This is a genomic window from Acidiphilium sp. 20-67-58 (assembly GCF_002255515.1).
Taxonomy (GTDB): Bacteria; Pseudomonadota; Alphaproteobacteria; order Acetobacterales; family Acetobacteraceae; genus Acidiphilium.
Genome location: NZ_NCAS01000011.1, coordinates 197257 through 204268, shown reverse-complemented (window position 1 = coordinate 204268; position 7012 = coordinate 197257). Strand labels below are relative to the sequence as shown.

Sequence of the window (7012 nt, the reverse complement as noted above, 5' to 3'; positions counted from 1 at the left end):
AATCTGCTCGTCCGAAAACCTGCTCCGCTTCATTCGTCCGTCTCCTCGAGAAACGGACTCTACCCAAAAATGGCGCCAATTCAGGGGTGCACGTCATATTTATACTCATAAAACTTTAATTTTTGAGGTGCTTCTTATGTCCGGACAGGAAACTTTTACATACACCTTTACCGACGGTTCATACACAGACACGATCAACGTGACGATCTCGACAACGATCGCCACCATCACGAACCCCCTGAACATCGGTGTCGTTACCGGCCAAGGATATCCCGTCCTGTCGATCAGCGGGACCTGGGAAGGCAACACAATCACCGGGATGGTCGGAAACAGCGGGCAAGTTCAGGCGGGCCACGGCGTCATTTACGACAACGCTATTTTCCCGGGCACGACGTCCGGCGGCGGCTTCGGCCCCGGCGGATATAATGGCAATACGCAGGGACTCGATGTACACGGACTGGAATTCCTTGCTGTCCGCGGTATCAGACATGTTGACGTAAATCTCTATACGCAGCAGAATTTATTCTATGACATACAAGGTCAGAGTACTGGCGAAATTACGTTCGATAGTGTGACACCGTCTTTGTCATCGCTTGGTTCGAATGCCTGTTTTGCCGAGGGCACCCGGATTGCGACCACGCGCGGTGAAATCCCGGTGGAGACACTGGCGAAGGGAGATTCCGTCCTTCTGCACGACGGCGGGACGGCACCCGTGGTGTGGATCGGACACCGCACGATCGAGCCGGGTCGCCACGCCAGGCCCGACGCGGTGCAGCCGGTGCTGATCGGCGCTCATGCGATTGCGGATAACGTGCCGGCGCGCGACCTCGTCGTTTCGCCGGATCACGCCTTTTATTTCAACAATACGCTGATCCCGGCGAAAGCGCTCGTCAATGGCATGACGATCCGGCAGATCGAACGGCGCAGCGTGACCTATTACCATGTCGAACTGCTGTCGCACGCGATCCTGCTGGCCGAGAACATGCCGGCGGAAAGCTACCTCGATACCGGCAACCGCCAGGCTTTCGAGAATGGCGGTGTCGCCATCGCCCTGCATCCGGAATTCGCACAGCCGCTGCGCGAGGCGGCAAGCTGCGCCGCGTTCGCCGAGCATGGCGCGATCGTCGAGCAGGTCCGGATGCAGATCCTCGATCGCGCAGGATTCGAAACAACGGACGACGCGCAGCTTCGGGTCGAGTACCGCGCCGATGGCGCCGCGATCATCACATCGCGCAGCGCGGTTCCCGCCGAGGTCACGCCCGACCCGCGCGACCGCCGCCGGCTCGGCGTCAAGATCGGCGCCTTGAGGGCGGGCGACGAACGGGTGGCACTCGATCACCCGGCACTGGCCCAAGGGTGGCACGGCGTGGAAGCGGATGGCCGCTGGACCGATGGGGCGGCGGTAGTACCGGCGAGCCTGCTCAAAGGCCGTGTTCTGACCGTGACGCCGCTCAAGGCCGGTCTGCGCTATCCGGTGCTGCAGCAGGCGGAGACCAGGCTGACGGCCTGACCAGTTCCGGCCCCTCGCCCGGAAATACGGGGCAAGGGGCGGACCGAGCGGCGGCGCCGTGGCCTGGGGTAAGCTGACGTCAGAATATGTTGGCGGGAAACGCCGCGCGGATCGCCCCTAGCCGGGCGGCACCCATCGAGAGCTTGCGGATGCCAGCCTCGACCAGGAGACGGGCGGTCGCCGGATCGCCAGCGGCTTCGCCGCAGACCGAGACCGGAGCCGTGCCGGCGTCGCGGCAGACCTGGGCGCAGAGGCCGATGACCGCCGGATGGCCGGCATCGGCGAAACCGGGGAGATCCTTGTGGCCGCGATCGGCGGCGAGGACATATTGCGTGAGATCGTTGGTGCCGATCGAAAAGAAATCGCTCACCGCCAGCAACTCCGGCACGGTGAGGGCGGCGGCGGGCACCTCGATCATCGCGCCGAGCGGCGGCGGTTCGCACCCCACCTCCCGCGCGGCGGCCGTGAGCACGTCGCGTATGGCGCGCAACTCGGCGGCGAAGGTGACCATGGGGACCATGATCCGCAGGTCGTGCCCGGCGCCGGCGCGCAGCAAAGCGCGCAGATGCGCGGCGCAGAATTCCGGCCGGCGGAGCAGCGCGCGCACGCCGCGCACGCCGAGGGCGGGGTTTTCCTCCGCCGCCAGGGCGAGGAAGGGCACCGGCTTGTCCGCCCCGGCATCGAGCAGGCGGACCACGACCGGACGCCCGCGGAACGGCGCGATCATCGCGGCGATACGGGCTTCCTGCTCATCCTCGCCGGGCATGTCGGCGCGGCCGAGGAAGAGCATTTCGGTGCGGGCGAGGCCGATGCCGAAGGCGCCGGCGCGGGCGGCGGCGGCGGCATCGGCGGGGCCGGCGACATTCGCCCAGAATTCGAGCGACTCGCCGTCGGGAAGGATGACGGAGGCCGGGCCCGGCGCGAGGAGGTCGGCGGCGCGGTAACGGGCTTCGGTCGCGGCATCGGGTTCGGTGACGAGTTCGCCGGTCGCGCCATCGAAGGCGACGCGGGTCGGCAGCTTGTCGAGCACGACACCGCCGAGCGCGGGAATGCCGGCGGCGCGCAGCAGGATCGCGGCGTGGCTGGTGGGGCCGCCGCGCCGGTCGAGCACGCCGAGGGTGGTGGGCGGCAGGCTCGCCGCCTCGGCGGCGGTGAGCTCGTCCACCGCGATGATCGCGGGCGCGGCAGGCAGGTCGAGACCGAAGCCGCCGAGCAGCTCGCGGAGCACGGCATCGCCGGCCTCGCGCAGGTCGCGGGCGCGGGCGCGGAGATAGGGATCGTCGAGCGCCTCGTGGCTGGCGGCGGCGGCGGCGATGGCGTCGCGCCAGGCGGCGGCCTCGTGGCGTCCGTCGCTCTTGATCGCGGCGCGGGCGGGGCCGATCAGCGCCGGGTCGGCGAGCAGGGCGGCCTGGGCGGCGAGGATCGGGTTGCCGGCCAGCGCGGCGCGGGCGGCGGCCAGCGCTTCATCGAGCCGGGCAAGCGCCGCCGCGCGGTCCGTCACCGTGGTTTCAGGCACTGCCGACAGGGCGCGGGACACGGCGACGACCGGGCCGGCGGCGCGGCCGGGGGACATCGGCACGACTCCGCCGGGCGCCGCAATTGCACCCGGTTCGGTGTGAGAATCCGCCGGGCGCTCGGCGAGGATGGCGGCGAGGGCGGCGGCGGCGGGCTCGGCCTCGGGACCGGACGCCTCGATCGTCACCGCGGCATCCCCCTTCGCGCCGAGCGCCATCAGCGCGGTCGGGCTGTCGAGCGGAGCGACGCGCCCATTGTAGCGGAGGTGCAGCGTGGCATCGAACCGGGCGGCAATTTCGACGCAGCGCGCGGCGGGGCGCAGATGCAGCCCGTTCGGATCGGCCAGCGTCACCTCGCGGGTGAACGTGGCCGCTGGCGGCGGCGCGGCTTGTTCGGGAGGGGCGAGCGCATCCTGTTTCGGCGCGAGCCCAGCCATCGCCTCGGCGGCCACGCGGTCGGCGGCCTGCCCGGCGGCGGCGGCGACGCCTGCGGCCAGCGCCCCCTCGACGAAGGGCGCCGGGGCGAGGTGAAGCCGGGCGCGCAGGGCATCGTCCGCGAGGTCGCGCGCCATTTCGGCGCTGAGCACGGCGCTGCCGAGATCCATCAGCACGACGATTCCCTCGCAGCCGGCCAGCTCCTCGCAGGCGGCGAGGATGGCGAGCGGGTCGGTGCCGAGTTCGGCATGATCCGGCCCGGCGCCGGCGGCGATCGCGAGGGCGAGGCGATCGCCGGTCATCTGCCGGACGAGTTCGGCGGTGGCGCGGGCCAGCGCCGCGCTGTGGGAGACGAGGAGGAGGCCTGTCGCCATGGCGCGGCGTGCCGGGCCGCTCAGCCGGCGGCTTCGGCGAGGGCGGCGAGCAGCATCGCCGACGAGGTCGCTCCCGGATCGACATGGCCGATCGCGCGTTCGCCGAGATAGGAGGCGCGGCCCTTGCGGGCGACCAGCGGCGCGGTGGCCTCGGCACCTGCGCGCGCGGCCGCGGCCGCGCGGGCGAGCGCCTCGGGCAGGCTGGCCGCCCCTTCGAGAGCGGCGACGGCGGGGGCGAGCGCGTCGATCATCGTCTTGTCGCCAGGGGCAGCCTTGCCACGGGCAACGACCCCGGCGACGCCAGCGGCAAGCACACCGTGCCAGCCGGGGGCGTCGAGCGTGGCGCGGCCGGCGGCGGCCTTGGCCATTTCGACGAAGAGCGTGCCGTAGAGCGGGCCGGAGGCGCCGCCGACGGTGCCGATCAGCGTCATGCCGACGCTGCGGAACAGCGCCGCCGGATCGGCGGGCGTGCCGAGCTTCGCCATCACCGCCTTGAAGCCGCGAGCGAGGTTGGCGCCGTGATCGCCATCGCCGATCGCGGCATCGAGATCGGAGAGATAGCCCTGCTGCGCCTCGATCGCGGTGGCGACGCGGCCGAGCCAGGCGGTGAGCAGTGGGACGTCGAGCTGGTCGGCCATGTGCAATCCCCCTGCCCGCCTCAGGCGCCCCAGCGCAGCGCCGGGGTGACCACCGGCGCATCCCAGTGACGGATCATGTCGTCGGTCAGGCGCAGCAGGGTGATCGAGGTGCCGGCCATCTCGAGGCTGGTCATGTAGGGACCGACCAGCGAGCGCGCGACCGTCAGCCCGTGGCTGCGCGCGATCTCCGCGGCCTTGCGATAGAGGATGTAGAGCTCGACCAGCGGCGTGCCGCCGAGGCCGTTGACGAAGAGCAGAACCTTGTCGCCCTGGCGGAACGGCAGATCGGCGAGGATGGGTTCCATCAGCATTTCGGCAACGCGGTCCGCCGGTTCGATGGGGATGCGCTTGCGGCCGGGCTCGCCATGGATGCCGATGCCGTATTCCATTTCGCCCTCGCCAAGGGTGAAGCTCGGCTTGCCGGCATGCGGCACGGTGCAGGGACTGAGCGCAACGCCCATCGAGCGGGCGGCGCCGTTCACCTCGCGGCAAAGGGCAGCGACGCTGGCGAGGTCGGCGCCGGCCTCGGCGGCACCGCCGCAGATCTTCTCGGCGAGGATCGTGGCGCCGACGCCGCGGCGGCCGGCGGTATAGAGACTGTCCTGCACGGCAACATCGTCATCGATCACGACGGCGGCGACGTCGAGCCCCTCCTCCTTCGCGAGGTCGGCGGCCATTTCGAAGTTCAGCACGTCGCCGGTGTAGTTCTTCACGATATGCAGCACGCCGGCCCCGCCATCGACCGCCTTGGTGGCGGCGAGCATCTGGTCCGGCGTCGGGCTGGTGAAGACCGCGCCGGGGCAGGCGGCATCGAGCATGCCGCGGCCGACGAAACCGCCATGCATCGGCTCGTGGCCGGAGCCGCCACCGGAGACCAGCGCCACCTTGCCGCGCACCGGCGCATCCGCGCGGGTGATGAAATCGGGATCGGTGTGGACGCGGATGAGATCGGGATGCGCGGCAGCCATGCCGGCCAGCGCTTCGGCGACCACGTTTTCCGGTGCGTTGATGAATTTTTTCATGAGATCCTCCCCGTTTTGGCACTCTGTTCGAAAGGCGCGGCGGGCGGGTCCCGGCTGATGCCGGATGACGAACCGGAAGCGGGACCGGCGCGTCCGTCAGCAACGGAACGCGACGGAAACGTTAATGCAGCCGCTTCCGGTTGGCCAGACCGGACGGCATGGTGCCGCCCGGTCCGCACGAGAGAGCCGCGATCAGGCTGCCGGCGCATCGTCCGCCAGGGCGGCGCCCAGCAGGCAGGGCGCGACGAAGAGCGCGCGGCTTGCGGCCCCCCGCAGCGTCATCGCCGCAACGATCGCCCAGAGGGTGGCGAGGCTCGCCGTCATCGCCACGGCGGCGATGTGGAAGACGGCGAGATGGGTCTGCCCGGCCAGCGCGAAGGTGGCGGCGGTGTAGACGCCGAGCGGGAAGGTGAAGCCCCACCAGCCGAGATTGAACGGGATGCCGGCGCGCAGGTAGCGCAGCGTTGCGAGCACCGCGAAGGCGAGCCACCAGACGCCGTACCCCCAAAGGATGACGCCGCCGATCAGCCCGATGCCGCGCGCCGCATCGGCGAGCCCCGGCAGGCCGAGCGGGGCGAGCGCGCCCTGCGCATCGGCGCCGAGCAGCAGCAGGCCGAGCGCGCCGGTGCCGATCGGCCCCAGAGTGAGCCAGGACGAGGGCGCCATGTCGCGATGCGGCAGCCGGTGCAGCACGAGGCGCAGCAGCAGCACCGCGACGATGCCGAGCGCGACCGGCACCGAGTAGGCCCAGAGCGCGTAGGACAGGATATCGACCAGCAGGGCCAGATGCGGGTTGCCGAGATGCGGGACGATCTGCGCGCCGCTCCCCGCCGCGACCTCGGCCGCGACCACCGGCAGCAGCCAGACCGCCGTCATCGTCTCGATCGCATGGGTCTGGCGGATGACCATCAGGAAGGGCACGCCGATGCCGATGACGACCGACAGCGCCGCATCCACCCACCAGAGGGCGGTGGCGATGCCGACCGCGTCCGGCCCGAGCGGGGCGAGGCCGAAGGCGATGAAGCCGTTGATGATGGTCGCGAGACCCATCGGGATGGTGCCGAGGAACATCGACATTACGGCGTGGCCGAAGATCCGCGCGGCCTCACGCGGGTAGAGCAGCCAGCGCGCGGCGTAGAGCAGGGTGAACAGCGCGAACAGTGCGATGTTCAGCAGCCAGAGCGCCATCGCCGGACGGTGCAGGCCGGGCAGCTGGTTGAGGTCGAGCGCCAGAATGCCGGTGCCCATCGTCGCGGCGAACCAGTTCGGCGTGAACTGGCGTACGATGGCGAGCAGGCCGGTGTGACGGGTGCGGGCGAGGCGGGCGCGGGCGAAGCGGGCGAAATCCTGGGTGATCATGAATGCCTCCGGGTCGGGCGCCGGGGCGGCAGCAAGTCCGCGATCCGGCGATGCCACCGTGATAGCGGCATCGCCATATCATCGTCTATACAGAACGATTAGATCTAATTGATCGTTTTTTCAGAACGATCGAACCCTTCATCCCGGCATCTACGCAACC

Annotated in this window: 5 protein-coding genes; 1 reads left to right on the top strand and 4 read right to left on the bottom strand. The window is 70.0% G+C overall.

Features of this window, described 5'->3' with window-relative positions; genetic code table 11:
* Window positions 1-1510: Hint domain-containing protein (locus tag B7Z76_RS06595; RefSeq protein ID WP_291342875.1), on the top strand; the 1510-nt coding region annotated here is incomplete at its 5' end.
* A gap of 79 nt (window positions 1511-1589) precedes the next feature.
* Here the strand turns inward: B7Z76_RS06595 and dhaM are convergent.
* From dhaM to B7Z76_RS06575, 4 genes are all read right to left on the bottom strand, one after another.
* Window positions 1590-3833 (bottom strand): dihydroxyacetone kinase phosphoryl donor subunit DhaM, encoded by a 2244-nt coding sequence (gene dhaM / locus B7Z76_RS06590; RefSeq protein WP_291342874.1) that lies wholly within the window; start codon window positions 3831-3833, stop codon window positions 1590-1592.
* 20 nt (window positions 3834-3853) lie between these two features.
* Window positions 3854-4471 carry a dihydroxyacetone kinase subunit DhaL gene (dhaL, locus tag B7Z76_RS06585; RefSeq protein WP_291342873.1) on the bottom strand — a complete coding sequence of 206 codons (618 nt, stop codon included), beginning with the start codon at window positions 4469-4471 and terminating at the stop codon, window positions 3854-3856.
* 20 nt (window positions 4472-4491) lie between these two features.
* Window positions 4492-5493, bottom strand: a complete 1002-nt coding sequence (dhaK, locus tag B7Z76_RS06580; RefSeq protein ID WP_291342871.1) for a dihydroxyacetone kinase subunit DhaK — start codon at window positions 5491-5493, stop codon at window positions 4492-4494.
* A gap of 192 nt (window positions 5494-5685) precedes the next feature.
* Entirely contained in the window at window positions 5686-6852 is a 1167-nt protein-coding gene (locus B7Z76_RS06575) for a TDT family transporter (protein WP_291342869.1), read from the bottom strand.
* Window positions 6853-7012 lie beyond the last annotated feature (160 nt).